Source organism: Nocardiopsis lucentensis DSM 44048, from assembly GCF_000341125.1.
Taxonomy (GTDB): domain Bacteria; phylum Actinomycetota; class Actinomycetes; order Streptosporangiales; family Streptosporangiaceae; genus Nocardiopsis; species Nocardiopsis lucentensis.
The window spans coordinates 1-21,805 of record NZ_ANBC01000782.1 but is presented as its reverse complement, the minus strand read 5'-3'; the positions used below and the strand labels follow the sequence as shown (position 1 = coordinate 21,805).

The following is a 21,805-nucleotide window of genomic DNA, read 5'->3' as shown; positions in this document are numbered from 1 at the left end:
CGACTCGCTCCCGACAGCGGCTCCGACCAGCCGATCATGCTCGAACTGGTCGACGAGGCCGGAGTCACGATCGGTACGGCCGAGAAACTGTCCGCGCACCAGGCCCCGGGACGGCTGCACCGGGCCTTCTCGGTCTTCCTCCTCGACGAACGGGGGCGGATGCTGCTCCAGCGCCGTGCCCTGGGCAAATACCACTCGCCCGGCGTGTGGTCGAACACCTGCTGCGGCCACCCCTACCCGGGCCCCCCGCCGTTCGCGGCCGCGGCGCGGCGGGTCGGGGAGGAACTGGGGGTTGCGCCCGCCCTGATGCGGGAGGCCGGAACGGTGCGCTACCACCACCGGGACCCGGACTCGGAGCTGGTCGAGCAGGAGTACAACCACCTGTTCGTGGGGATGGTCGGGGACGCTCCCCGGCCCGACCCCGACGAGATCGCCGAGACCGTGTTCGCTGACCCCGCCGAACTGGAGCGGATGACGGGTGACCGCCCGTTCTCGGTGTGGTTCCCGACCGTGCTCGACGCCGTACGCCCCGCCCTGCGCGGGCTCGCCTCCGGCGCGGGCTGGTAGCGGCGGGACCGCGATGCGTGAGATCGAGACCAAGTACCGGGTGGCGGACGCCGGGGCGCTCCTGGCCGCGCTCCGGGAGGCCGGGGTCGCCCTGGGGGATCCGGTGCTCCAGGACGACCAGGCCTACGCCCCGGCGGGGTGGGAGCCGGGGATGCCCCGGGTCGGGCGTACCTTCTGCCGCCTGCGCACCCAGGACGGACTGCACGTCTTCACCACGAAGACGCCCACGGCCAACCCGATGGAGTACACCGAGCACGAGACGGCCGTCGCGGACCGGGGACAGATGCACGCGGCGGTCGTGCGGATGGGGTACGCGCCCAGCCTGCGCATCGTCAAGGACCGCCGGTCCGGCGTGCTGCGCGACATGTTGGTCTGCGTCGACCGGGTGGAGGGCCTGGGCACGTTCCTGGAGCTGGAGGTGGTCGTGGACGACGACCGCGACGGCCCCGCCGTGCAGGCGGAGTTGGACGGGTGGGCGCGCGGGCTCGGTGTGGAGTTGGAGCACACGACCGACACCTACGACATCCTCGTCCGTGCCGCCCAGAGCACCTGAGCGCGGGAGCGGCGGGACCCTTCGGAGACACGTGGCGCAGTTCCCGGCCCGGTCCGGACCACCGCGGACTGAGCGGCCTCGGGTGGACACGGAAGCGGACGGTCGACGCCCCGAGTGAGATAACGAATGAATAACGCCCCTGGTTGACGCGGTGTCCCCGGATGGCGACGCGCACCAGTGCCCGACGGCAGGCGGGAAGCCCCGCGCCGTCGGGCTTCGCGCGTTCTGGGCCACTCTCGTGTAAACGCTGATGACACACCGTGGCGGACTGATGTGGCGCATGGGACAAAAGTAAAGCTTCGCCGCTTTTGTGTTGCTTGCCACTCTTGCGGGCTTAGGATCCCGAAAGTGAAGTTCGGCTAAAGCGTCCCTGTAGGGGTGCTAAACCCCGAGCACCCACGGGGCCCGACTTCACCAAGCCCGTTCGAAGGACCGGAACCGACCGCCCACGAGGCGGCCGAAGGGTCCCGTGCGGCCCGACCACCGGGCGCGCGGAGCCGTTCCGGGTCCTCCCAGGCCGAAAGGTGCGCTCCATGACCAGCGCTGACGCCGTACCCCAACAGCAGAGCATCGGCGAGACCATCGAAGGCGCGGTCGACGCCGTGTTCGACCCGATAGCGACGCTGCTCAGCGACGTCGTGTTCGCCAAGGTCCCCGTCTTCGGGGCGGAGTTCCCCTGGATCGTCGCCTGGCTCATCGCCGCCGGCGTGGTCTTCACCGTCTACCTCGGCTTCCTCCAGTTCCGAAAGCCCCTGACCGCCGTCCGGATCGCCCGCCGCGGCCTCGGTGACCACGCGCCCGGCGAGGTGACCCACTTCCAGGCGCTCACCGCCGCCGTCTCCGGCACCGTGGGTCTGGGCAACATCGCCGGTGTGGCCATCGCGGTCACCATCGGCGGGCCCGGCGCCACGTTCTGGATGATCCTCGCGGGCCTGCTGATGATGGCGGTCAAGTTCGCCGAGTGCACGCTGGGTGTGAAGTACCGCGAGATCGGCCCCGACGGCCAGGTCAGCGGCGGTCCCATGAAGTACCTCGCCAAGGGGCTCGCCGAGCGGGGGCTGGCCCCCCTCGGCAAGGTTCTGGCCGGTCTGACCGCGGCGTTCGTCCTCATCTTCGCCGTCGCGGGCGGCAACATGTTCCAGGCCAACCAGACGCTCGAGCAACTGCGCACGGTCACCGGCGGTGAGGGCGGCCCGCTCGGCGGCGGCCTGGGGTCGTTCGTCTTCGGTGTGGTCCTCGCGGTCCTCGTCGGCGCCGTGGTCATCGGCGGGATCGGCAGCATCACCAAGGTCACCAGCAAGCTCGTGCCGAGCATGGCGCTCGTCTACGTGGTGGGCTGCCTGGTCGTCATCGGCGCCAACCTCCCCCTGCTGCCCGGCGCGCTCGGCCAGATCATCGACGGAGCCTTCGCCCCGAGCGGTGTCGCCGGCGGTGTCATCGGCGCGATGATCATCGGCTTCCAGCGGGCGGCCTTCTCCAACGAGGCCGGGATCGGCTCCTCCCCGATCGCCCTGTCCACGGTGAAGACCGACTACCCCGCCAGCGCGGGCCTGGTCGCCATGCTGGCCCCGTTCATCGACACCGTCCTCATCTGCACCATGACCGCGGTGACCATCGTCATCGCCTCCCCGCAGTCCTGGCTCGCCGCCCGCGAGGCCGCGGCCGACGGCGCGGAGCTGCCCGGCGGTGTGAGCCTGACCTCGGACGCCTTCGCCACCGTGATGCCGTGGTTCCCCTACGTCCTCACCATCGCGGTCGTGCTGTTCGCGCTGAGCACCGTCATCACCTGGTGCTACTACGGCCTCAAGGGTTGGACGCACCTGTTCGGCAACGGTCAGCGCAGCCAGCGCGTCTACCTCGTCGTGTACTGCGCGTTCCTGGTGGTCGGCTCGGTCCTGACCCTGGGCTCGGTCCTGAGCCTGGCCGACGCGCTGGTGTTCGCCGCGGCGCTGTTCAACATCATCGGCCTGTACCTGCTGGCGCCGGTCGTCAAGAGGGAGCTGGCCCGCTTCCTGGCCCACCTGCGCGGCGAGGACGAGTCCGGCGACCGGGAGAAGGAGCTCGTCGGATAGCCCCGAGGCCCCCGGGCCCCCGGGCCCCCGGCCCCCGTGAGAGACGCCCGCCCGGCCTGCCCCGGGCGGGCGTCCTCGCGTCCCGGGCCGTGTCCGCGCACCGTTCGGGGCACGCCCCACACGAATGTTCATGACACGGAGTGTCCTCCTGGCTGCTCAACGTCGTCGCTGGAAGGCTCTGGTGTACATCGACACACTGGAGGAACCGCGATGAACCTGCCCCTGACGAACCTGCCCGTGGTGAACTCGTGCAGCGCGGACGCGTGCGCGTACAACACCGACCACAACTGCCACGCCCTGGCCATCACCGTGGGCGAGTCCGAGCACGCCCAGTGCGACACCTACGTCAACATCCCGGCCCAGGGCGGCGACCCCGTCTCCACCGGGCACGTCGGCGCCTGCAAGATGTCCGACTGCCAGCACAACGTTCGACTCGAGTGCCAGGCCCCGGGCATCGCCGTCGGGTACGTCTCGAACCAGGTGGACTGCCTCACCTACGCTCCTGCGTGAACGTGGTGAACGGTCGTCCCGCCGGATGGGCGAGGGCGGCCGGGGGCCGTCACCGCCACGGCCCCGCTCCCGCCCTCGTGGGCCGAGGAGTGTGCGCACCGCCCCCTGTGTGGCTATGATAATCATTCCCGCAAGGGTCCCGTTCCGCTTCGCCGGCCCCCGAGCGCGGGGCGGGGCCGTCCCGGTGCGGATGCGCGACGGAGGTTCCCTTGGCCAGGTACGACGCCGCCGTCCTGCGCGCGCTCGGTCGCGACCCCCGCTTCCGGAGCGCGCAGGAGGTGCACGCGCTCGTCGCCGGGCCGCGGTCCCGATCCTCCCGTCCACCGAGCCTGTCCACCGTCTACCGCACGCTGCGCCGCTTGGCCGACGACGGGATCCTGGACACCGTGCGCTCGTCCGAGGGTGAGCGCCTGTACCGCCTGTGCGGCAGCGACGCACGCCACCACCACCTGGTCTGCCGGGTCTGCGGCGAGGTCGAGGAGGTGCCCGAGCCCGGGGAACTCGCACCGCTCGTCGAACGTGTCGTGCGCGCGAGCGGGTTCGGCTCGGTCGACTACTCCTTCGAGCTCTTCGGGGTCTGCCCCTCCTGCGTGTCCTGAGGTCGGTCCTCGCACACCGCCCTGAGCAGCGCCTCCTCCAGGGCGGCGCGTTCCTCTCCCGACAGGTGCGCGAGCGGACCGCCCCGTGCCAGCCGGGCCATGAGACGCTCGCGCAGCTCGGTTCCGGAGGGGGTGAGGACGAGCTGCTTGGCGCGGCGGTCCGTGGGGTGCGGCCTGCGTTCCACCCACCCGCTCTTTTCCATGCGATCCACGACGTAGCTCGCGTTGGGCGGCTCGCGGCACATCCGCGCGGCCAGTTCGCGCATGGTGAGCGGTTCGCCGAGCTCGCGCAGGGCGCCGCCCTGGGTCCGGGCCGGGCACACCGTCACGTTCGGCTCCCGCGCCCCCGGCCGACTCGCGGAGTTCGTGGACTCCCTCGGCGATCGGGCGCGGGCGGCGAACTGGCACGGGGCGGTCTCCGGCGCCGACGTCGTCATGCTCGTCGTTCCCCACGAGGGGGTCGACGCCCTGGTGGAGGAGGTCGGGCACCTGTTGGCCGACAGGGCCGTCATCGACGCCACCAACCCCATGACCGTGTCCGCCGGGGGCCGCGTCGCCTCCGCCCTCGGCCCGGGCGCCACCGCCGGGTCCCGCACGGCCGAACGACTCCCCGGGGTCGCCGTCGTGCGCGCCTTCTCCCACGTGGTGGAGGAGCTGCTGGAGACCCGCGCCTTCTCGCCGATGCCCGTGGCCATGGCCTGCGCCGGGGACGACGCCCGGGCCAAGGCCGAGGTCGCCGACCTCATCGGGGACACCGGTTTCCAGCCCGTCGACCTCGGCTCCCTCGCCGAGTCCGCGCCGCTCGACCCGGGCGGCGTCCTCTTCGCCGGGCTGTTCACCGAAGCCGACGTCCGCCACCGCGTCGACCTGGTCCGCCGCGCGGGCGAAGCCGTCACCGCCGTGGCCTGACCGCGGGATGCGGCATGTTGGATGATTATGATAATCATTCTCAACAAGAGTCGCGTCCCGTTCCGACGACCCCCGAACGCGGGGCGGGGCCCACGGTGTGACGGCGAGGGGACGGGTGGCGTGACGACGACGAAGGCCGATCGACTTCCGGTGACGGTGCTCTCGGGGTTTCTCGGGGCGGGCAAGACGACCCTGCTCAACCACGTACTGAACAACCGGCGAGGGCTGCGCGTGGCGGTCATCGTCAACGACATGAGCGAGATCAACATCGACGCCGACCTCGTGCGTGACGGGAGCGCCCTGTCGCGCACCGAGGAGCGCCTCGTGGAGATGACCAACGGCTGTATCTGCTGCACCCTGCGCGACGACCTGCTGGAGGAGGTCGACCGGTTGGCCGACGAGGGCCGCTTCGACCACCTGCTGATCGAGTCCAGCGGCATCTCCGAACCCATGCCCGTGGCCGCCACCTTCGCCGTGACCGGTGAGGACGGCACCACCCTGCTCGAACGCGCCGAACTCGACACGATGGTCTCCCTCGTCGACGCGGTGAGCTTCCTCGACGAGCTCGGCCGCGGCGACGACCTGGTCGCGCGAGGTCTGGACGCCTACGAGGACGACGAGCGCACCGTCAGCGACCTGCTCATCGACCAGGTCGAGTTCGCCGACGTCATCGTCGTCAACAAGCTCGACCTGGTCACCGCCGAACAGGCCGACCGGGTCGAGGCCGCCGTCCGGCGGCTCAACCCCTTGGCCCAGGTCATCCGTGCCGTCCGCGGCGAGATCGACCCCGCCGGAGTGGTCGGCGCCGGGTTGTTCGATCTGGAACGCGCCTCGCGCGCCCCTGGTTGGGTGGCAGAGCTCAACGGTGACCACGTGCCCGAGACCGAGGAGTACGGCATCTCCAGCACGGTGTTCCGCGCGGATCGGCCCTTCCACCCCGGTCGGCTGTGGGGCCTGGTCTCCGAGCGCCTGGACTCGGGCGGGTTCGGCCGTGTGCTGCGCTCCAAGGGCTTCTTCTGGCTCGCCACGCGCGCCCGGATCACGGGACTGTGGTCGCAGGCCGGCCCGGTCGCCCGCTTCGAACCCTCCGGGACGTGGAACCCCGCCGACGCCCCGCTGCTCGGCCACGCCCACGAGGACCACACCGCGGCCGAAACCGTCTCCCCGCGCCAGGAGTTGGTGTTCATCGGAACCGGGCTGCGGCACGCCGAGCTGACCGCGGCGCTGCGCGCGTGCCTGCTCACCGACGCCGAACTCGCCGCCTCCTGGGAGGATCTGCCCGACCCCTTCCCCGAGTGGGACGTGCGCGGGGCGCACGCGGGGCACACGCACTGACATGGCCAGGTACGACGCCGCCGTCCTGCGTGCGCTCGTCCGCCGATCCCGTCCACCGTCTACCGTACGTCGCGCCGTCTGGCCGACGGAGGGGTTCTGGGGCCGGGGCGGAAACGGCGACCGGTGGCACGGATATTCGCCCGGTGAGAGACGAGTAAAAGGAAAGCGCATTTTTGCGGGGATTTGTGTTGAATGTTATTCATCGCATTTTTCAGGCGTTCCTGATACGGTGAAAAAAAGGTTTCTCGGGGTGTGTACCTCGTCGCCCCGACCGTGCGCTGAGGGGGCGGAACATGGCGACACAGCACCTTGTCCACGAAGGCCACATCCATGAGCACGGTGAGGGGTGCGGGCATGTGGCGGTGCCGCACCAGGACCACGTCGACTACGTCCACGAAGGGCACCTGCACCGCCAGCACGGCGATCACGTGTGCGAGTGTGAGCCGGGCACGGAGCACATCACCCATGAGGGCCACATCCATGAGCACGGTGAGGGGTGCGGGCATGTGGCGGTGCCGCACCAGGACCACGTCGACTACGTCCACGAAGGGCATCGCCACGCGCTCCACGAGGGCCACTGGGACGACCACTGACCCGTCCGCTCCCACGCGTGCGTGGTCAGGGCAGCAGGCCCCGCCCACGGGCGGCCACCACCGCCTCGTGGCGGGTGCCCGCGCCGAGTTTGTGCATGGCCGAGCGCAGGTAGGCCTTGACCGTCTCGGGCCGCAGCGACAGGCGGGCCCCGGCCTCGGCGTTGCTGCACCCCAGCGCCACCTGGGCCAACACGTCGACCTCCCTCGGTGACAGCGATGACGCCCGCCGGGCGTCGGTGTCCGGGCGCGTGGCCCCACCGGCGCCCAGCTCGGCCAGGCGCCGGGCGGCGTCCATGAGTTCGTCGCGCATCTCCTCGTCACCGGCCCGTCGCGCCAGGGCGCGCAGCCGCGCGTGCAGATCCCTGACCTCCTCGACCGCTGCTCCGCCGCCCAGGCGGCCCTCGTTGCTGCGGGCCGCCCGCCACCACCGCAGCCGCCGGTCGACCTCGTCGCGCACGGCGAGTTCATGGCCCAACTCCCGCGCGGCCCCGACCAGCGCGTCCGTGGCCCGGTCCCCGAGGGCGGCGCCGCGCGAGGCGCCGTAGAGCACACCCGCCACCGACCCGGACACCACCACGGGCACCGCGACCACCGAGCGCAGACCCTCGGCCAGGACCGGACCGTCGTACTCGTGGGTGATGGAGGCGGCCGAACCGTAGTCGTCCACCGCGTCCGGCCGCCGCGACAGCAGCACCCGACCGCCCAACCCCGAGGCCGCCGCCACCCGGAGCCCACGCAGTCCGTTCGTGCGCACGCCGATGAACTGCGTCAGACGCATCCCCTCCTCGGCCGCCCTACCGCTGAAGGCCACGGGCAGCCCGGCCCCGCGCCGGGCCGTCCTGAGCGCCAGTCGGAAGGCGTCCCCGTCATCCGGCCGCATCGAGCCGTCCCGGTCCGCGATCACCGAACCACACCCTTTCGGGGGTATCCAGCCGTTCGTGTGACATGGAGCATACGGGGACGTAACGCACTCGTCGGTTTCGACGGACCCGCAGACGAAGGGGGAGGGGCATGACCCACACCGGTACGGTTTCCCAGGAGGGCGCGTCGACCACATCGGCTTCCGAACGCGTGCGGGGGCTCCTCGCCCGCTTCGACGCACCGGACGCGTGCGTGGCCGAACTCCTGTGCGACGCGCATCCCGCCGACGCGGTCGCCTTCACGGTGGTCGAGCCCGACCTGTCCGCACGCGACCTCACCTACGGGTGGCTGTCGCGCGAGTCGGCGCGCTTCGCCGCCGCTCTGGCCGACATGGGCGTCGGCCCCGGCGACGCCGTCGCCGTGCTCATGGGCAAATCCGCCGACCTCCTGGTGGCGCTCCTGGGCATCTGGCGCCGCGGCGCGGTCCACGTCCCGCTGTTCACCGCCTTCGCCCCACCCGCCATCGCGCTGCGGATGGCGGCCAGCGCGGCCCGCGTCATCGTGGTCGACCACGACCAGCGGCCCAAGCTCGACCCCGGCCAGGACATCCCCGCCGACCCGCCGTGGCGCGTGGTCGTCGCGGGCGGCGACCCCGCCGAGGGCGACCTGTCCCTGGGCCGGCTGCTCGACACCTACCGGGGCGATGAGCCGAAGGCGGCCCCCGTGGCGCGCGGCGGCGACGCGGAGTTCGTCCGCCTGTTCACCTCGGGCACCACCGGCACGCCCAAGGGGGTGCCGGTGCCCATCCGGGCCCTGGCCTCCTTCCAGGCCTACCTGGAACTGGGCCTGGACGTGCGCCCCGACGACGTCTTCTGGAACGCCGCCGACCCCGGCTGGGCGTACGGCCTCTACTACGCGATCCTCGCCCCGATGGCCGCCGGGACGCGCGGCCTGCTCCTGCACGCCGGATTCTCTCCCGCCCTGACCTGGGACGTGATGGCGCGATTCGGCGTGACCAACTTCGCCGCGGCCCCCACCGTCTACCGCGCGCTGCGCGGGGCCGACGTCCCCGTCCCCGACGGTGTGCGCCTGCGCGCGGCCTCCTCCGCGGGGGAGCCGCTCACCCCCGAGGTCGTGTCCTGGGCCGAGGACGCGCTGGGCACCACGGTGCGCGACCACTACGGCCAGACCGAGCACGGCATGGTCATCGTCAACGGGTGGGCCGACGCCGTGCGCGCCCCGGTGCGCCCCGGGTCGATGGGCGAGGCCATGCCGGGCTGGTCGGCGGAGGTCCTCCTGGACGATCGCGACGAACCCGCCCCGCCGGGGACCACCGGTCGCGTGGCCCTGCGCGGGGACGGGAGCCCGCTGATGTGGTTCACGCACTACGCCGACGCGCCCGAACGGACCGCCGAACGCTTCTCCTCCGACGGCCGCTGGTACCTCACCGGCGACTCCGGCTCCCGTGACGAGGACGGTCACTTCTACTTCGCCGCCCGCGACGACGACGTCATCATCATGGCCGGGTACCGCATCGGCCCCTTCGACGTCGAGAGCGCGCTGCTGCGGCACGAACTGGTGGCCGAGGCCGCCGTGGTGGGCGCCCCCGACGAACTGCGCGGCGAGGTCGTGGAGGCCCACGTGGTCCTACGCCCCGGGGCGGTCGGTGACGAGGCCCTGGCCGATGAGCTGCGCGACCTGGTCAAGACCCGGTTCGCCGCGCACGCCTACCCGAGGACGGTGCACTTCACCGAGAGTCTGCCCAAGACCCCCAGCGGCAAGATCCAGCGCTACCTGCTGCGCGAGGGGCGTGCCGACGGCCGAAGGTGACCCGCACCCGGCCCCGGCGGGCGGCGGGCCTCGCCCTCGCCCCCGCCCGTCGGCGGCCTCCGCCAGAATGCGCGGTATGAACGTCACCTCCACCGCGGCCGACTACCTCTGGTTCGAAGAGGATTTCCCCGATCTCGCGGAGGCCTACTGCCTGAGCCTCGTGCGGGGCCTTGCGCCCGCGGAGGTCCTGCGCCGCCTCGACGGGCGTCCGGAACCGTCGTTGACCGGAGCGGAGGCGGTGACCGAGGCCGCCTTCGAGCACCAGAGAGGAGACGACCGGCAGCTGCTCGCCATGGCCTCCGTCGGGGACTGGACGCTGGTGGTCGAACCCAACGGCTACCTGGGGGTCTCCGAGGAACGGGCCCTGCCCGCCTCGGCGGGAACCACCTGGATCGCGCACTTCGCCAACATCAATGGAGCGGACGCCTTCCTCTGGGCGGAGGACACCGTCGCCCGTCTGTCGTTCGAGCCGCTCTTCCCCGGCGGCCGCTGGGGCGCCACCCCCGACGCCGTGCTCGACGCGATGCACCTTGTCGGCTTCCACTTCGGTGAGGACGAGCCCGAGGAGTACCTGCCGGGAGAGGCGGCCTTCGCCCTGGCCGAGCACGTGACGGGGGTGGCGATCACCCCGGAACTCCTTAGGGAGACCGCTTTCACCTGCGGAAGCGCGAAGGTCTGAGCCGCCCGGCCACCCCCGGTGCCGAGTGGCACCGGGGGTGTCGTGTGGCATTTTTAGGTCATATGACCTATATTTATTCGCATGGCTGACGAACTGACACTCGATCCGACAGGCCCCGTGCTCATCACCGGCGGATACGGGACGGTGGGGACCGAACTCGCCCGCCTGACCGCGGAGGGGGGCATGCCCGTCCTACTGACCGGCCGTACCCCGGAGCGGGGCCGGGCGTTGGCCGAGGAACTGGGCGGCGAGGCACGCGCCTGGGACCTGTCCTCCCCCGCCCCGTTCCGGGCCTCAGTCCGGGCGGTGGTGAGCGCGGTCAACGACCCGGACGACCGGGTGCTGCGCGCCGCCATGTCCGCCGGGATACCCCAGGTCGACGTGACGCGGTGGACGGCCCGCCTGCAACGGGCCGTCACCCTGGCCGCGCTGGCCCGGCCGACCGCGCCGGTGCTGCTGTCCTCCGCCTGGATGGGCGGGGTCACCAGCCTGGTCGCCGCCGCGCTCGCCCGGGCGCTGGGCGGGGCTGAGCGGGTCGAGACGGCCGTCCGCTGGGACATGGCGGACCGGGCGGGTGCCGATTCGGTGGACTTCATGGACCGGCTCGGCGTCGATTTCGAGGTCGTGGAGGACGGCCGACGCCGGCTTACCACCCCGCTGAGCGGTTCTCGAACGGTGCGGATCGGCGCCGACCCGGTGCGTGTGGCACGCATGGACACACCCGAGCAGTACACGTTCCCGCTCACCCTGGGCACCGCCACCGCCGCCACCCGGATCGGCTTCAGCTCACCCGCCGCCACCCGGATGCTCCTGGCCCTGCGCGGTGTGGGTTTCTTCCGCTGGGCCGACGGTGAACGCTGGGCCTCGACCCGCCGGGCGGTGCTCTACTCCCCGGGTGAGGGCGGCACCGCCCGGCTCCGGATCGACGTGTCCCACGCCGGCGCGGCCCGGACCGCCACCGTCACCGACCCCGCCGGGCAGAGCCACCTCACCGCCGTCGGCGGATACCTGGGACTGCTCCGTGTGCTGGGCGCGGACGGGGTCCCCGCGCCCGAGGGCGTGGTCTTCCCCGAACAGCACCCGGATCCGTCCGCGGCCCTGCGGGCGCTGGCCGACCGGGGGGTGCTGGTCGACGTCGAACGGGCCGGGGCGCCCGCCGAGAGGGCCGCCTCGTGAGCGCCTCACCAGCCGGTGGGGCGACCGCCAAGGGGCTCCGGCGGCGCGCCGAAATGCTGGACGCGGCGGAACGGTTGCTGTCCGCCTCCGGGGGAGCGCAACTCACCCTGCGCGCCGTCGCCCAGGAGGCCGGCGTCCGCCTCGGCCACCTCCAGCACTACTTCCCCACGCGCCCCGACCTGCTGACCGCTCTGCTCGACCGGGTCCTGGCCACCTCGCTGGCCCGGATCACGGACCGCACCGGTCCGTCCGATGAGGGAACCGACCCCGACGCCGTGGTCAGCGGTGTGCTGGCCGACCACGACGACCCGTCGCTGGTGCGGCTGTTCACCGAGGTGTGGGCGCTGGCGGCGCACGACGACGACGCCGCGGCCGTGCGCTCCTTCTACACCCACTACACCGGACACGTCGCCGACACCATCCGGCACCACGTCCCGGAACTGGACGAGGCCGGGGCGCGAGCCCGCGCCGAGGTCTTCGTGATGCTGGTGGAGGGGGCCTCCCTGTTCCGCTCCGGCATCGCCGGAAACCGTACCCCCGGAACGGACGCGGTGCTGCGGGGCGCCCTCCTCGGCCTTCTCACCGGCCGCGGCGCCACGTAGGGATCCGCCACGGCCGGGCGGGGACGCGCCCCCGCCGGGCGGCGGACCCCGTCTCCGCCGCCCGACTGTCGGCGGCCCCCGTCATGATGCGGGGCATGGACGTCACCGCCACCGCTGCCGACTACCTCTGGTTCGAGGACGAGCCCGCAGGCCTCGCGTACGCCTACTGCCTCACCCTCGTCCGCGGCCTCTCGCCCCCGGAGCTCCTGCGCCGCCTCGACGCGCGCCCGGAATCCGCGCTGACCGGGGCGGGGGAGGTGACCGAGGCCGCCTTCGGCCCCCGGTACCGGGACGGCCGTCAGCTGCTCGCCATGACCGGGGTCGGGGAGTGGACGCTGATGGTCGAGGCCAACGGGTTCGTCGGTGTGCACACGAAGGGGGTGCCCTCCTGGTCGTCGGGGACCACCTGGGTCGCGCACTTCGTCAACATCAACCGCGTGGGCCGCTTCCTGTGGACGGAGGACGGTGTCACCCGGGTCTCGTTCGACCCACTCTTTCCCGACGACCGGTGGGGCCGCGAACCCGACGCCCTCCTCGAACCGATGCGCCGCGTCGGTTTCCACCTCGGGGACGGCGGACCCGAGCATCTGTCCGTACCGGCGGCCTGCGCCCTGGCCGAGTACGTCACGGGGGTGGCCGTCACTCCGGAGCTCCTCGGGAACACCGCCTTCACCTGCGGCAGCGTGAAGCCCTGAGGCGCCCGGACCGCGTCGGCACGAGCGGTGGAAGAATCCCTGAGGATCCCTCCCGTGCTGTCACACCCGCGCGGGATCATCACGTCGGGAGCAAGGGACTCCTCGCCGCGTCGCCGACCGCGTGTGGGCGTCCACGATCCGACAGGAGTGTTCGCGATGTTCACCGCCCTCGTCCTGGCCGCGACCGCCCCGGGAACGGTCGGCCGAGCTTGCGCGGCCACCCGCGGGGGAGTGTGATGGAGGGTGAGGGGGTGTCTTCGCACCGAACGATGAGCCCCATCGTCTGATACTCGATATCTTATGGTGCGGAGTCTCCAGTTCTAGGATGATGACATGGAACGACCGCTCCCACGCCCGGAGTCACTTCGCGAGCGCAAGCAACGGCGCACCCGCGAGGCGATCATCGAAGCCGCCCACGCTCTGTTCGCCGAGCGCGGTTTCGACCGGGTCACCGTCAACGACATCGCCGAGAGGGCCGAGGTCGGCCGGGCGACGTTCTTCCGGTACTTCGGTGACAAACAGGAGGTGATCTTCAGCGCCCAGCAGCAGCCCGATCCCGCCTGCCTGAGCGAGCTCGTACCGCCTCCCGAAGAGCCCGTCGGTGACTCCCTGCAGGTCGCGCTGGCCCATCTGCGCCTGGTCGTGGCCGCGCTGGTGGCGCGACTGGTCGAGGAGCACGAGGTCTACCTGCGCCACGAGCGGCTGGTGTCCCGGCATCCCGAGCTCCTCGCCCGCAGCCTCACCAAGTACCGCGGGTACGTCGAGGCGATGGGCCGGATGCTGTGCGACCGGGGGGCCGACCGCGCCACCGCCGTGCTCGCCGCGGAGCTCGCGCTCGCGTGCTTCCACGCGGGCCGGGACGAGGCCGCGGACGACCCCACCCGCCTGCCCGGGGCCGTCGACGCCGCCTTCGCCCGCCTTCTGCGGTGACGCTCCGGCCGCCCCGGCAGGGTTCGCCGCCGGGGGTCGCATCGGGTTGGCCGGGGAGGGGCGCGTCACGTCTCCACGACTCTCGTGACCGATGGAGCACGCGGAGCGCGTATCCCGTTGCCGTTCGCACGTCGTGGTCGTACGGGCCCGGCGCGGGGGACAGACCGGGTCGTCGGGCATGCGGTGCGACACCCGCGTCCACGGGCCAGCCGGGATCGAGCGGCTCACCGGGAATGGTCCGCGCCGTGATCCACGGTGGTCCCCGACCCGCCGACGGCGCGGGCGGCGCGCAGCCCCCACCACCCGACCGTGTAGCCGCCGAGCCCGGCGCATCCCCCGGTGACCGATCCGATCAGCAGGTCGCGCACCGCGTCGTACGGGCTCGGCGCGGGCATGGCGGTCAGCACCGCGACCACCGCCCCGGCCGTCGCGCAGACGGCGATCCCGCCGAGCACGGCACCGCGCGCACCCCGGTCCAGCCCTGCGCCCCCGCGTTCCCCGGCCCGTACGCGGCGCACCGCCCACCAGGCCACCGCCGCTAGGCCGACCGCCGAACTGGCGTACATGAGCACGTTGAACAGCAGGTGCGGGCCGACCACCGGGGTGCTCAACACCGGCCACGCCCGGACCACGGCTCCGCCGAGCTGGGTGAAGGAGTCCCACACCATGTGCGTCAGGGCGCCGACCGCCAGCGCCGCCACGGTCAGCGGGACCGACCGGGGGAGCGGCCCGGACCGCTCACCGGGTCCGCCGTCCGCCCGGGACGCCAGCGCGAGCAACGGCGCACGGAGGGCGTACCGGTACAGCACCAGGACCACCGCGCCCATGAGCACGTCCGCGCCCAGGCCCCACGGTTGGTGGGTGTGCGCCGAGGACACCGGCAGCGGCAGGTAGTACGGCAGGTCGGGGACGACCGCGCCGACGACGAGCGCGGCCGTGGGCAGTCGTGTTCGGGCCAGCGGGAGGACCGCCGCCGCGTGGCTGATCGTGAAGGGCACGGGGGAGATCCTGGCGCACCCGGGTCTTCGCCGCACGCCCCGGGTGCGTTCAGCGGATGCTGGCGCCGTACACGTGCTCGACCGCCATCGTCATCAGTACCCTGCGGTCGGCGACCATCACCGACCGGTACTCCTCCCAGTCCGGGTGCTCCCCGGCCGCGCGCCGGTAGTAGTCCACCAGAGCCCCCACCTCGGGGCCATGGGGGTCGGTGCCCGGCCCGGTGAGCGTCACCGCCCCCTCGGCGGTGGCCCACGCCCTCCCGTCGGGGGCCGTGACCTCCAGCGCCGCCCACGGGTCCCGGCGCAGGTTCGCCGTCTTGGCCCGGCCCTCGGTCATCGACACGTACAGCGTCTCGGTCTCCCGGTCGTAGAAGGGCATGACGGGGGACAGTTGCGGGCGGCCGTTGGACTTGATCGTGGCCAGGACACCGAGTCGGCTCTCCGCGAGCAGGGCGCACGGCTCGAACGGGGCGTCGGGATCGGGCATCGGTGCTCCTCCTTCGTGGGCGGGTGCTGCTCCTCGCCCCATCATCGACCCTCACACCGGTGTCAGGGTCAAGGCCGCGCCCGGGTGGGGCGGACGGGTTCCGGCCGCGTGACGCTCCGCCGTCGGCCGCTCCGTACGACGGGGGTGTCCCCCGTGCCGACTCACCCGCGGTCGGAGCCGGACGCCCGTTCCACCAGCCACTGGAACAGCGACGGATCCTTCCCCATCTCCGGGTGCCACTGCACCCCCAGGACGTTGAACCGGTCGGTGTACTCGATCGCCTCCACCGTCCCGTCGTCCGCCCACGCCGTGGCGGTCACGTCCTCGCCCAGCTCCGCCAGGGACTGGTGGTGGTAGGTGGGCACCTCCAGCTCCGTGCGCCCCAGCACGTCGGCCGTGCGGGAGAACTCGGCCACGGTCACCGGGTGGGTGCCGAACACCCCGACCCTCTCCCGGTGACCGTGGTGCCCGACCAGGTCGGGCAGGTGCTGGTTGAGCGTGCCGCCGCGCACCACGTTGAGCAGCTGCATGCCCCGGCACACCCCCAGCACCGGGAGCCCACGCGCCAGAGCCGCCTCCAGCAGCTCGATCTCGGCGGTGTCCCGCGCGCCCCGCACCCCGGCGGTGCGCGCGTCGGTCGGCGCCCCGTACCGCCCCGGGTCGATGTCGCCGCCGCCCGCCAGCAGCAGGCCGTCGAGCCGCTCCACGGCCCCGCCCACCCCCGCCAGGGGCGGCAGCAGCACCGGCACGCCGCCGGCGTCCGCGACCTGGTCGGCGTAGGCCCGCGGCAGCAGGACGGCGGGCAGGTCCCAGGCCTCACCCCAGCGGGCCTGTTCGGCGTAGGCGGAGATCCCGATCACGGGCCGCATCGGCACCCCTTCCTCGTACGGTCGGCCACTACATGCCCTACAGCGGAGTGACGTAAGCCCCGGAGATCCCACCGTCCACCAGGAAGTTGGACGCGGTGATGAACGACGCGTCGTCGCTGGCCAGGAAGGCCACGGCGGCGGCGATCTCGGTCACCTCGGCGAACCGGCCCAGTGGCACGTGCACCAGGCGGCGCTGGGCGCGCTCGGGGTCCTTGGCGAACAGCTCCTGGAGCAGGGGCGTGTTCACCGGTCCGGGCGACAGGGCGTTGACCCGGATGCCCTCCCGTGCGAACTGCACGCCCAGCTCCCGGCTGAGCGCCAGCACCCCGCCCTTGCTCGCGGTGTAGGAGATCTGTGAGGTGGCCGCGCCCATCGTGGCCACGAACGACGCCGTGTTCACGATCGACCCGCGCCCCCGCTCGCGCATGTGCGGCAGGGCGTACTTGCAGCACAGGTACACCGAGGTCAGGTTGACCTCCTGCACCCGCCGCCAGGCGTCCATCCCGGTGGTGAGGATCGAGTCGTCGTCGGGCGGCGAGATCCCCGCGTTGTTGAACGCCACGTCCACGCTCCCGTAGGCGGAGCGCGCGGTCGCGAACGCCTCGCGCACCTGTTCCTCGTCGGTCACGTCGGTCCGGACGAACAGCCCCCCGGTGTCCTCGGCGACCCGCTTGCCGCCCTCCTCGTCGACGTCCACGGCGACGATCCGGGCGCCCTCCTCCGCCAGCCGCAGCGCGGTGGCCCTGCCGATCCCGCTGCCCGCGCCCGTGATCACGGCCACGCGCCCGTCGAACCGCTGCATGTTCCCCCCTCGGGTCGATGTCCCTGCCTGATACCGGCGCGGTCGCGCGCCGGGTGTCCTGAGGACCTGGTGTTCTCAGGTGTCGTCGGAGACGAAGACGGTCTTGGTCTCGGTGAACGCCTCCAGCGCGTCCGGCCCCAGCTCGCGGCCGATCCCGGAGTGCCCCATCCCGCCGAACGGCGTCCAGTACCGCACCGCCGAGTGGGAGTTCACCGACAGGTTCCCGGCCCGCACCCCGCGCGCCACGCGCAGCGCCCGTCCCACGTCGCGCGTCCACACCGACCCGGCCAGCCCGTACTCGGTGTCGTTGGCCAGCGCGACCGCCTCGGCCTCGTCCTCGAACGGCACCACGCACATCACCGGGCCGAACACCTCCTCGCGCAGTACGCGGGCGTTCGGGTCGGTCGGGGTGAGCACCGTGGGCGGGAACCAGAACCCGGGGCCTTCCGGAGCCGAGCCCCGGAAGGCCACCGGCGCGTCCTCGGGCACGTAGGAGGCGACCCGGTCCCGTTGGGCCGCCGAGATCAGCGGCCCCATCGCCGTCGCCGGGTCGGACGGGTCGCCCACGGCGATCCCGGTGACGGCGGGTTCCAGCAGTTCCAGGAACCGGTCGAACACCGACCGCTGCACCAGCACCCGCGAGCGCGCGCAGCAGTCCTGGCCCGCGTTGTCGAACGCCCCGCCGGGCGCCCCGGCCGCCGCCCTCTCCAGGTCGGCGTCGGCGAAGACGACGTTGGCGCTCTTGCCGCCCAGCTCCAGCGTCACCCGGGTGAAGTCCTCCGCGGCGGCGGTCATGATCCGCCGCCCCACGGCCGTGGACCCGGTGAACACGACCTTGTCCACGCCCGGGTGCCGCACCAGGCGTTCACCCGCGACCGGCCCCGTGCCGGGAACGACCTGGAACACGCCCTCGGGCAGCCCCGCCTCCAGCGCCAGCTCGGCGATCCGCAGCGCGGTGAGCGGCGTCAGCTCCGAGGGCTTGACCACCACGGTGTTCCCGGCAGCCAGAGCGGGGGCCGCGCCCCACGACAGCACTGGCATCGGGAAGTTCCACGGCACGATCACCCCGACCACGCCCAGCGGCTCGGCGAAGGTCACGCTCCACCCGCCGGGCACGGGGATCTGCCGTCCGGTCGCCCGCTCGGGCGCGGCGGCGAAGTACTCGAACACGTCGCGCGCGTTGCCCGCCTCCCACCGCGCCTGCTCGACGGGGTGACCGGCGTTGCGCACCTCGGTTCGGGCCAGTTCCTCGCGGTGCTGGTCGATCCTCGCGGCCACGGCGCGCAGTAGCCGGGCCCGGTCGCCCGGGGCCATGGCCCGCCAGGCGGGGGCGGCGGCGCGGGCGCGCTCGACGGCCGCGTCGACCTCCTTCTCACCGGCCAGGGGGACCTCGGCGATCACCGCCTCGGTGGCGGGGTCGACCACCCGCTGGAAGGTCGGTTCGTCGGGCATCGTGCTCCTTCGTGGTGTCAGGCGTGGCGGCGGTGGCTCGGGCGCTCCGTCACAGGCGCTCGAAGCCCCGGTACATCTCCCAGTCGGTGACGGCCGCGTCGAAGGCGGCCAGCTCCACCCGGGCGTAGTTGGCGTAGTGCTCGACCACGTCGTCGCCGAACACCTCGCGGGCCAGCGCGCTGTGCTCCCACGCGGCCAGGGCGTCGCGCATCGAGGCGGGTACGGTGGGCAGGTCGGAGGCGTAGGCGTTGCCCGCCATCGGCTCACCCGGTTCCAGCCCCTTGTCGATCCCGTACAGTCCGGCCGCGATGAGCGCCGCGTTGGCCAGGTAGGGGTTCACGTCCCCGCCGGGCACCCGGTTCTCCACCCGCAGGGAGGACCCGTGACCGACCAGCCGTAGCGCGCACGTGCGGTTGTCGCGGCCCCACGCGATCGCGGTCGGAGCGAAACTCCCCGGCACGTACCGCTTGTAGGAGTTGATGTTCGGGGCCAGCAGCAGTGTGAACTCACGCAGCGCCGCCAGCTGACCGGCCAGGAAGTGCCGCCCGTTCGCCGACAGGTCCTCCCCCTCGGCCATGACCGGGGCGCCGTCCTCATCGCGCAGGGAGATGTGGATGTGACAGGAGTTGCCCTCGCGCTGGTTGGGTTTGGCCATGAAGGTGATCGACATACCCTCCTGGGCGGCGATCTCCTTGGCCGCGTTCTTGTACACCGCGTGGTTGTCGCTGGTGCGCACGGCCTCGTCATAGCGGAAGGCGATCTCGTGCTGGCCCAGGTTGCACTCGCCCTTGGCCGACTCGACGTACAGGCCCGCCGCGCCCAGTTCGCCCCGGATCCGGCGCAGCAGCGGTTCGACCCGGGCGCCGCCGAGCACGGAGTAGTCGACGTTGTACCGATTGGCCGGGGTCAGGTCGCGGTAGCCCCGGTCCCAGGCCTGCTCGTAGCTGTCGCGGTAGACGACGAACTCCAGCTCCGTCCCGACCATCGCGCGCCACCCGCGCTCGGCGAGCCGCTCGGTCTGCCGTCGCAGGATCTGTCGGGGAGAGGCCACCACCGGGGATCCGTCGTGCCAGGTCAGGTCGGCCTGGACCATGACCGCGCCCTCGGCCCAGGGGGTGCGTCGCAGGGTGGTGAGGTCGGGGACCATGACGAAGTCGCCGTAGCCGGTGTCCCAGGAGGACATCGCGTACCCGTCGACGGTGTTCATGTCCACGTCCACGGCGAGGAGGTAGCCGCACCCCTCGGTGCCGTGTCCGACCACCTCCTCCAGGAAGAACCGCGCCGAGAGCCGTTTGCCCTGGAGGCGGCCCTGCATGTCGGTGAAGGCCACCAGGACGGTGTCGACGGCGCCGGAGGCGGCGTCGCGCCGCAGGTCGTCGAGGGTCAGCGGAGGGTCGGAGGCGACCGGGGGGATCTGTGGCACGGGTGTCTCCTTGCTCGCGTCGCGGTCCGATGCTCGGGACGCCGCCCGGGATGGCGATGGACGGTCACCCCGAACGGCTCTTTGGTTCAGGAGCAGACCAATGAATTGAATAGAACCAGGGGTACGGGGCGGTGTCAATGGATGCGGGTCTGGAAACCAGGCTGTGACCTGGCGGAAACGGAGAGCGTTCCATCGTTGGTCCGATTGTTCCCGGATTCGCGTACACCCCTTGACAGGCCCAAACGCTGAGGCGCATGATCACCAGTCATAAAAAGGACCGACCATAGACCTTTGTCCCCGGGTCTGGTCAGGGGGCGACCGGTGGGGCTGGTCGACCGATCAGAGGAAGCGCCATGGCAGACGCCGACCGCACGAACTCCCAAGGACCGGCCGACGGCCGCGTCCATCTGCAGGGAGCCGACTACTCCCGCGCCAGCGACGACTATCTCCGTAAGCGGCAGCTCAGGAAGGGCGCGGCCGGGTGGGTTCTGCTCGCCGGACTGGGCGTCGCCTACGTCATCTCCGGAGACTTCGCCGGATGGAACTTCGGCCTGGCCGAGGGCGGCTGGGGCGGACTGCTCATCGCCACCCTGCTCATGGGCACGATGTATCTGTGCATGGTGTTCGGCCTGGCCGAACTCGCCTCCGCACTGCCCACCGCCGGCGCGGGCTACGGCTTCGCCCGGCGCGCCCTGGGCCCGCTCGGCGGGTTCGCCACCGGCACGGCCATCCTCATNCATGGAGTACCCCATCCCCCCCGCCGCGATCGCGGTGTTCATCGGCGGCTACGTCGAGGCGCTCGGGCTGTTCGGCATCACCAACGCCTGGCCGGTCTACCTGGCCTGCTACCTGCTGTTCGTCGGGGTGCACGTATGGGGTGTGGGTGAGGCGCTGCGGCTGATGTTCGTCATCACCGGGGTCGCCGTGGTCGCGCTCGTGGTCTTCGCGGTGGGCATGATCCCCCGGTTCGAGGTGGCCAACCTGTTCGACATCGCGCCGACGGACGCGGCCGGCGCCAGCACCTTCCTGCCCTACGGGTACGCGGGCATCCTCGGCGCGTTCGTCTTCGGTATCTGGTTCTTCCTGGCGGTCGAGGGCGTCCCGCTCGCCGCGGAGGAGGCCCGCGAACCCAAGCGGGACATGCCCCGCGGCATCATCGCCGCGATGTCCGTGCTCCTGGTGACCGCCGCGCTCATGCTGGTGCTGGCTCCCGGCGGCGCCGGGGCGGCCGTGCTCGCCGGGTCCGGCAACCCGCTGCCCGAGGCGCTGCGGGAGGCCTACGGAGGTGACACCGTCCTGGCCGACTTCGTCAACTACGTCGGCCTGGCCGGGCTGGTCGCGTCGTTCTTCTCGATCATCTTCGCCTACTCCCGCCAGCTGTTCGCGCTGTCCCGAGCCGGTTACCTGCCCCGGTTCCTGTCGGTCACCGGCAAGCGCCACACCCCCTACGCGGCGCTCATCGTCCCCGGAACGATCGGGTTCCTGCTCGCCGCCACCGTGGCCAACGGAGACCTGCTCATCAACATCGCGGTGTTCGGCGCGGCCGTGTCCTACGTGCTCATGATGGTCTCGCACATCGTCCTGCGCCGCCGCGAGCCGGACCTGCCGCGTCCCTACCGCACCCCGGGCGGCGTCGTGACCACCGGGATCGCCCTGGTCCTGGCCGTGTGCGCGGTGGTGGCGACGTTCTTCGTCGACATGACGGGGGCGGCCATCACCGCCGCCATCCTGCTCGCCTTCCTCGCCTACTTCTGGTTCTACTCGAGGCACCGCCTGGTGGCCAACGCGCCGGAGGAGGAGTTCGCGCTGATCGAGGAGGCCGAGTCGGAACTGAAGTAGACGGGTCGGCCCGCGGGGGAGCGT

The 21,805-nt window shown here is 72.2% G+C and carries 24 protein-coding genes; 16 read left to right on the top strand and 8 right to left on the bottom strand.

Annotation, left to right across the window (positions count from 1 at the left end; translation table 11 throughout):
• Nucleotides 1-36 precede the first annotated feature (36 nt).
• The 5 genes from idi (at nucleotide 37) to D471_RS0127345 (ending at nucleotide 4,301) form a co-directional block, all read left to right on the top strand.
• The gene (gene idi / locus D471_RS0127365; RefSeq protein ID WP_083924348.1) at nucleotides 37-567 is read left to right on the top strand and encodes an isopentenyl-diphosphate Delta-isomerase; all 531 of its coding nucleotides are present in this window, start codon (nucleotides 37-39) and stop codon (nucleotides 565-567) included.
• Nucleotides 568-580: 13 nt separating this feature from the next.
• Nucleotides 581-1,120: a class IV adenylate cyclase gene (locus D471_RS0127360; protein WP_017601568.1), complete on the top strand. Its 540-nt coding sequence runs from the start codon at nucleotides 581-583 to the stop codon at nucleotides 1,118-1,120.
• A 533-nt stretch (nucleotides 1,121-1,653) separates the two neighbouring features.
• The gene (locus D471_RS0127355) at nucleotides 1,654-3,192 is read left to right on the top strand and encodes an alanine/glycine:cation symporter family protein (protein ID WP_017601567.1); all 1,539 of its coding nucleotides are present in this window, start codon (nucleotides 1,654-1,656) and stop codon (nucleotides 3,190-3,192) included.
• A 210-nt stretch (nucleotides 3,193-3,402) separates the two neighbouring features.
• On the top strand, nucleotides 3,403-3,702 hold the full coding sequence (locus tag D471_RS0127350) for a DUF1540 domain-containing protein (protein ID WP_017601566.1): 300 nt from the start codon (nucleotides 3,403-3,405) through the stop codon (nucleotides 3,700-3,702).
• A 209-nt stretch (nucleotides 3,703-3,911) separates the two neighbouring features.
• Nucleotides 3,912-4,301: a Fur family transcriptional regulator gene (locus tag D471_RS0127345; RefSeq protein ID WP_017601565.1), complete on the top strand. Its 390-nt coding sequence runs from the start codon at nucleotides 3,912-3,914 to the stop codon at nucleotides 4,299-4,301.
• Here D471_RS0127345 and D471_RS41410 read toward each other — a convergent pair.
• Nucleotides 4,256-4,630, bottom strand: coding sequence for a MarR family winged helix-turn-helix transcriptional regulator (locus D471_RS41410; protein ID WP_017601564.1), 375 nt, complete (start codon nucleotides 4,628-4,630; stop codon nucleotides 4,256-4,258). The two genes, D471_RS0127345 and D471_RS41410, sit on opposite strands and share 46 nt — an antisense overlap.
• Between D471_RS41410 and D471_RS37905 the strand changes: the two genes are divergently transcribed.
• The 3 genes from D471_RS37905 (at nucleotide 4,566) to D471_RS0127325 (ending at nucleotide 7,138) form a co-directional block, all read left to right on the top strand.
• Nucleotides 4,566-5,210, top strand: coding sequence for an NADPH-dependent F420 reductase (locus D471_RS37905; RefSeq protein WP_206538978.1), 645 nt, complete (start codon nucleotides 4,566-4,568; stop codon nucleotides 5,208-5,210). The genes D471_RS41410 and D471_RS37905 overlap by 65 nt on opposite strands.
• 120 nt (nucleotides 5,211-5,330) lie before the next feature.
• A complete protein-coding gene (locus tag D471_RS0127330; protein WP_026128130.1) occupies nucleotides 5,331-6,545 on the top strand; it encodes a GTP-binding protein in 1,215 nt (404 codons plus the stop codon).
• A 293-nt stretch (nucleotides 6,546-6,838) separates the two neighbouring features.
• Complete coding sequence (locus D471_RS0127325; protein WP_017601561.1) at nucleotides 6,839-7,138, top strand: hypothetical protein; 300 nt, start codon at nucleotides 6,839-6,841, stop codon at nucleotides 7,136-7,138.
• 25 nt (nucleotides 7,139-7,163) lie between these two features.
• Here D471_RS0127325 and D471_RS0127320 read toward each other — a convergent pair whose 3' ends face one another.
• Nucleotides 7,164-8,042: a helix-turn-helix transcriptional regulator gene (locus tag D471_RS0127320; RefSeq protein WP_017601560.1), complete on the bottom strand. Its 879-nt coding sequence runs from the start codon at nucleotides 8,040-8,042 to the stop codon at nucleotides 7,164-7,166.
• Between the two features lie 107 nt (nucleotides 8,043-8,149).
• Here D471_RS0127320 and D471_RS0127315 point away from each other — a divergent pair, with 107 nt between their 5' ends.
• From D471_RS0127315 to D471_RS36490, 6 genes are all read left to right on the top strand, one after another.
• The gene (locus D471_RS0127315; protein WP_017601559.1) at nucleotides 8,150-9,829 is read left to right on the top strand and encodes an AMP-binding protein; all 1,680 of its coding nucleotides are present in this window, start codon (nucleotides 8,150-8,152) and stop codon (nucleotides 9,827-9,829) included.
• Between the two features lie 76 nt (nucleotides 9,830-9,905).
• A complete protein-coding gene (locus D471_RS0127310; protein ID WP_017601558.1) occupies nucleotides 9,906-10,508 on the top strand; it encodes a DUF6461 domain-containing protein in 603 nt (200 codons plus the stop codon).
• 81 nt (nucleotides 10,509-10,589) lie between these two features.
• On the top strand, nucleotides 10,590-11,684 hold the full coding sequence (locus tag D471_RS0127305) for a saccharopine dehydrogenase family protein (protein ID WP_017601557.1): 1,095 nt from the start codon (nucleotides 10,590-10,592) through the stop codon (nucleotides 11,682-11,684).
• The gene (locus tag D471_RS0127300) at nucleotides 11,681-12,286 is read left to right on the top strand and encodes a TetR/AcrR family transcriptional regulator (protein ID WP_026128128.1); all 606 of its coding nucleotides are present in this window, start codon (nucleotides 11,681-11,683) and stop codon (nucleotides 12,284-12,286) included. Before D471_RS0127305 ends, D471_RS0127300 begins: the two co-directional genes overlap by 4 nt.
• A 95-nt stretch (nucleotides 12,287-12,381) precedes the next feature.
• Entirely contained in the window at nucleotides 12,382-12,981 is a 600-nt protein-coding gene (locus tag D471_RS0127290; RefSeq protein WP_017601555.1) for a DUF6461 domain-containing protein, read from the top strand.
• A gap of 333 nt (nucleotides 12,982-13,314) precedes the next feature.
• Nucleotides 13,315-13,911: a TetR family transcriptional regulator gene (locus D471_RS36490; protein ID WP_017601554.1), complete on the top strand. Its 597-nt coding sequence runs from the start codon at nucleotides 13,315-13,317 to the stop codon at nucleotides 13,909-13,911.
• A gap of 224 nt (nucleotides 13,912-14,135) precedes the next feature.
• Here D471_RS36490 and D471_RS0127280 read toward each other — a convergent pair whose 3' ends face one another.
• The 6 genes from D471_RS0127280 to D471_RS0127255 form a co-directional block, all read right to left on the bottom strand.
• Nucleotides 14,136-14,909 carry a DUF4184 family protein gene (locus tag D471_RS0127280; protein ID WP_017601553.1) on the bottom strand — a complete coding sequence of 258 codons (774 nt, stop codon included), beginning with the start codon at nucleotides 14,907-14,909 and terminating at the stop codon, nucleotides 14,136-14,138.
• A gap of 49 nt (nucleotides 14,910-14,958) precedes the next feature.
• Nucleotides 14,959-15,396 carry a PPOX class F420-dependent oxidoreductase gene (locus D471_RS0127275; protein WP_017601552.1) on the bottom strand — a complete coding sequence of 146 codons (438 nt, stop codon included), beginning with the start codon at nucleotides 15,394-15,396 and terminating at the stop codon, nucleotides 14,959-14,961.
• 161 nt (nucleotides 15,397-15,557) lie between these two features.
• Nucleotides 15,558-16,265: a gamma-glutamyl-gamma-aminobutyrate hydrolase family protein gene (locus D471_RS0127270; protein ID WP_017601551.1), complete on the bottom strand. Its 708-nt coding sequence runs from the start codon at nucleotides 16,263-16,265 to the stop codon at nucleotides 15,558-15,560.
• Nucleotides 16,266-16,302: 37 nt separating this feature from the next.
• Entirely contained in the window at nucleotides 16,303-17,067 is a 765-nt protein-coding gene (locus D471_RS0127265; RefSeq protein WP_017601550.1) for a 3-oxoacyl-ACP reductase, read from the bottom strand.
• A 75-nt stretch (nucleotides 17,068-17,142) separates the two neighbouring features.
• Nucleotides 17,143-18,519, bottom strand: a complete 1,377-nt coding sequence (locus D471_RS0127260; protein ID WP_017601549.1) for an aldehyde dehydrogenase family protein — start codon at nucleotides 18,517-18,519, stop codon at nucleotides 17,143-17,145.
• A gap of 49 nt (nucleotides 18,520-18,568) precedes the next feature.
• Nucleotides 18,569-19,942 carry a glutamine synthetase family protein gene (locus tag D471_RS0127255; protein WP_017601548.1) on the bottom strand — a complete coding sequence of 458 codons (1,374 nt, stop codon included), beginning with the start codon at nucleotides 19,940-19,942 and terminating at the stop codon, nucleotides 18,569-18,571.
• 353 nt (nucleotides 19,943-20,295) lie between these two features.
• On the opposite strand from D471_RS0127255, the gene D471_RS42400 reads away from it, so the two are divergent.
• Together D471_RS42400 and D471_RS36485 are read left to right on the top strand one after the other, a co-directional pair.
• Nucleotides 20,296-20,829: a permease gene (locus D471_RS42400; protein WP_275041354.1), complete on the top strand. Its 534-nt coding sequence runs from the start codon at nucleotides 20,296-20,298 to the stop codon at nucleotides 20,827-20,829.
• Nucleotides 20,714-21,781, top strand: coding sequence for an amino acid permease (locus tag D471_RS36485; RefSeq protein ID WP_275041355.1), 1,068 nt, complete (start codon nucleotides 20,714-20,716; stop codon nucleotides 21,779-21,781). Before D471_RS42400 ends, D471_RS36485 begins: the two co-directional genes overlap by 116 nt.
• Nucleotides 21,782-21,805 lie beyond the last annotated feature (24 nt).